The organism is Kitasatospora sp. NPDC057518 (assembly GCF_042802075.1).
In the GTDB taxonomy this organism is placed as follows: Bacteria; Actinomycetota; Actinomycetes; order Streptomycetales; family Streptomycetaceae; genus Kitasatospora.
In genome coordinates this window covers 1-3,366 of record NZ_JBHVEU010000656.1, presented here as the reverse complement: position 1 = coordinate 3,366, position 3,366 = coordinate 1, and the positions used below count along the sequence as shown (strand labels likewise).

General features: G+C 72.0%; 3 protein-coding genes. 1 reads left to right on the top strand and 2 read right to left on the bottom strand.

Annotation, left to right across the window (positions count from 1 at the left end; all coding sequences use genetic code 11):
- Positions 1–13 precede the first annotated feature (13 nt).
- Positions 14–340, bottom strand: coding sequence for a hypothetical protein (locus ACFU7Z_RS37885; RefSeq protein WP_049657428.1), 327 nt, complete (start codon positions 338–340; stop codon positions 14–16).
- Positions 337–690, bottom strand: a complete 354-nt coding sequence (locus ACFU7Z_RS37880; RefSeq protein WP_380782649.1) for an SAV_915 family protein — start codon at positions 688–690, stop codon at positions 337–339. The genes ACFU7Z_RS37885 and ACFU7Z_RS37880 overlap by 4 nt, the downstream gene beginning before the upstream one ends.
- A gap of 390 nt (positions 691–1,080) precedes the next feature.
- Between ACFU7Z_RS37880 and ACFU7Z_RS37875 the strand changes: the two genes are divergently transcribed.
- Positions 1,081–3,303: an NADP-dependent isocitrate dehydrogenase gene (locus ACFU7Z_RS37875; RefSeq protein WP_380782647.1), complete on the top strand. Its 2,223-nt coding sequence runs from the start codon at positions 1,081–1,083 to the stop codon at positions 3,301–3,303.
- Positions 3,304–3,366: the final 63 nt, after the last annotated feature.

Sequence of the window (3,366 nt, the reverse complement as noted above, 5' to 3'; positions counted from 1 at the left end):
GGTACGGGGTCGGTCAGGGCACCGGGCGCAGGGTGACCGGGGCCGGGGTGAGGGCGCGCAGGACGAGGTCGACGCGCACCTTGGCGGCGCCCGCGCGGTACAGGGCGGTGGAGATCGTCCGTAACTCCTCGGGGCCGGTGCAGGCGAGGCGCAGTTCGAGGTCGGCCTCACCGGCCAGGGCCAGGCCGCTCTGGACGGCGGGGAACTCCGCCGCGAGGCGGTCGAAGTCGAGCGGGACGGGGCCGTGGCTGATCCGGGCGATCGCGTGCAGCGCCCGGGCCGGGCGGGCCCGCCCCGCCGGGTCCGGCTCGTCCGGGACGAGCCGGAGCGGGGCGGTCACCGGTGCTGGAACTGGACGGTCGGGGCCGGGGCGGAGGGCGCCGCGACGGGGGCGCGGCCGGGCGGGGCGGTCCTGGACGGGGCGGTGGCGGAGGGGGCCGCGACCGAGGGGGCGACCAGCCGCGGGTCGAGTACCAGGGTGTCGATCCCGAGCGGGGCGGTGAGGTCGCGGAGGGCGGGCTCGCCGAGCTCGGTGCGGGCCTGGTCGGGCCCGAGGAGGGCGGCGAGGGCCTCGGGGCTGGAGAATCCGACCGCACAGCGGCGGCCGTCGCGCAGGCGGAACAGGCGGAGTGCGGTGGTGCTTCCGGTGCCGGAGACGGTGACCGGAACGTGCCAGACGGCGCGGGCCATGCGAATGCTCCCGAGTGGGGTGGTGGTGCCTGCCGGAACTACTGCCTCGACGCTAGGTCGACCCGGCCCGGGAGGCTCCGGTCCTGACGCGCCGTTGACCGAATGCGGTCGTGCGTTGACGCACTCCTGACGTTCGGCTCACCCGAGTGGACCAAACCACTGGTCGGGCGCTCCGCTTGCCGAGCGCCCCGACCCGGACGACCGTGGAACCCGTCCCCCGTCACGACCTCCGTTCCGTCCTCCACGCCGCCCGTCGGAACGCCCCTCCGGGAGGGCCGGGGCGCCCGCCGGCCGGGCCGGTCCGCGCCCGGAAACGGGGGGAGGTGGAGTCGGAGGCCCGTGACGAGATATCTTGACGTCAAGACGTTGGAGACGTGAAGCGGAGTACCGATGACTGACTCGACCATCATCTATACGCACACCGACGAGGCTCCGGCCCTGGCGACCTACTCGTTCCTGCCCGTGGTGCAGGCGTACGCCTCGACCGCGGGTGTGCGCGTGGAGACCCGCGACATCTCCCTGGCCGGGCGGATCATCGCGAGCTTCCCGGAGCGTCTGACCGAGGCGCAGCGGATCGGCGACGCGCTGGCCGAGCTGGGTGAGCTGGCCAAGACCCCGGACGCCAACATCATCAAGCTGCCGAACATCTCGGCCTCGGTGCCGCAGCTCAAGGCCGCCGTCGCCGAGCTCCAGGCCCAGGGCTACGCCCTGCCGGACTACCCGGACGACCCGCAGACCGACGAGGACAAGGACGTCCGCGCCCGCTACGACAAGGTCAAGGGCAGCGCCGTCAACCCGGTCCTGCGCGAGGGCAACTCGGACCGCCGCGCCCCGCAGTCGGTCAAGAACTACGCCAAGACCCACCCGCACCGCATGGGTGCCTGGACGGCCGACTCCAAGACCAACGTCGCCACCATGGGTGAGAACGACTTCCGGTCGACCGAGAAGTCCGCCGTGATCGCCGGTGACGGTGCGCTGCGCATCGAGCTGCTCGGCGAGGACGGCACCACCACCGTGCTGCGCGAGAAGGTGCCGGTGCTGGCGGGCGAGGTCGTCGACGCCTCGGTGCTGCACGTCGCCGCCCTGAACGAGTTCCTGGCCGCGCAGATCGCCCGGGCCAAGGCCGAGGGCGTGCTGTTCTCGGTGCACCTCAAGGCCACCATGATGAAGGTCTCCGACCCGATCATCTTCGGCCACGTGGTCCGCGCCTTCTTCCCGAAGACCTTCGCGAAGTACGGCGAGGTGCTCGTCGCCGCCGGTCTGAACCCGAACAACGGCCTCGGCGGCATCCTGGCCGGCCTCGACAACGTGCCGCACCTGGGCGCCGAGATCAAGGCCTCCTTCGAGGCCGAGCTGGCCGAGGGCCCGGCCCTGGCCATGGTCGACTCCGACAAGGGCATCACCAACCTGCACGTGCCGAGCGACGTCATCGTCGACGCCTCGATGCCGGCCATGATCCGCACCTCCGGCCACATGTGGGGCCCGGACGGCAAGGAGGCCGACACCCTCGCCGTGCTGCCGGACAGCAGCTACTCCGGCGTGTACCAGGCCGTCATCGACGACTGCCGCGCCCACGGCGCCCTGGACCCGGCGACCATCGGCTCGGTGCCGAACGTCGGCCTGATGGCCCAGAAGGCCGAGGAGTACGGCTCGCACGACAAGACCTTCGAGATCGCCGCCGCGGGCACCGTCCGCCTGGTCGACGCCGAGGGCAACGTGGTGCTGGAGCAGGCTGTCCAGCCGGGCGACATCTTCCGCGCCTGCCAGACCAAGGACCTGCCGATCCAGGACTGGGTCAAGCTGGCCGTCACCCGCGCCCGCGCCACCGGCGTCCCGGCGGTGTTCTGGCTGGACGAGAACCGCGCCCACGACGCGGTGCTGATCGAGAAGGTCAAGAAGTACCTGCCGGAGCACGACACCACCGGCCTGCAGATCGAGATCAAGTCCCCGGTCGACGCCACCACGTTCTCGCTGGAGCGCATCCGCCGCGGCGAGGACACCATCTCGGTGACCGGCAACGTGCTGCGTGACTACCTGACCGACCTGTTCCCGATCCTGGAGCTGGGCACCAGCGCCAAGATGCTGTCGGTCGTCCCGCTGATGGCGGGCGGCGGCCTGTTCGAGACCGGCGCCGGCGGCTCCGCCCCGAAGCACGTCCAGCAGCTGGTCAAGGAGAACTACCTGCGCTGGGACAGCCTCGGCGAGTTCTTCGCGCTGGCCGCCAGCTTCGAGCACCTGGCCACCACCACGGACAACGCCCGCGCCCAGGTGCTGGCCGACACCCTGGACCGCGCCACCGGCACCTTCCTCAACGAGGACAAGTCGCCGAGCCGCCGCCTCGGTGGCATCGACAACCGCGGCAGCCACTTCTACCTGGCCACCTACTGGGCCCAGGAGCTGGCCCAGCAGACCGACGACGCCGAGCTGGCCCAGGCCTTCGCCGGCCTGGCCGCGACGCTGACCGAGCAGGAGTCGGCCATCGTGGACGAGCTGATCGCCGTCCAGGGCTCGCCGGTCGACCTCGGCGGCTACTACCAGCCGGACCCGGCCAAGGCCGCCGCCGTGATGCGTCCGTCGAAGACCTTCAACGAGGCGCTCGCCAACCTCGGCTGAATCCAGGCGAGTTGAGGCACCGGAGGCCCCCGGGTCGGTCCGTACGGACCAGCCCGGGGGCCT

Coding starts and splice junctions, on each gene's coding strand:
- ACFU7Z_RS37880 (WP_380782649.1), bottom strand. CDS start 690: ATGGCCCGCGCCGTCTGGCACGTTCCGGTCACCGTCTCCGGCACCGGA.
- ACFU7Z_RS37875 (WP_380782647.1), top strand. CDS start 1,081: ATGACTGACTCGACCATCATCTATACGCACACCGACGAGGCTCCGGCC.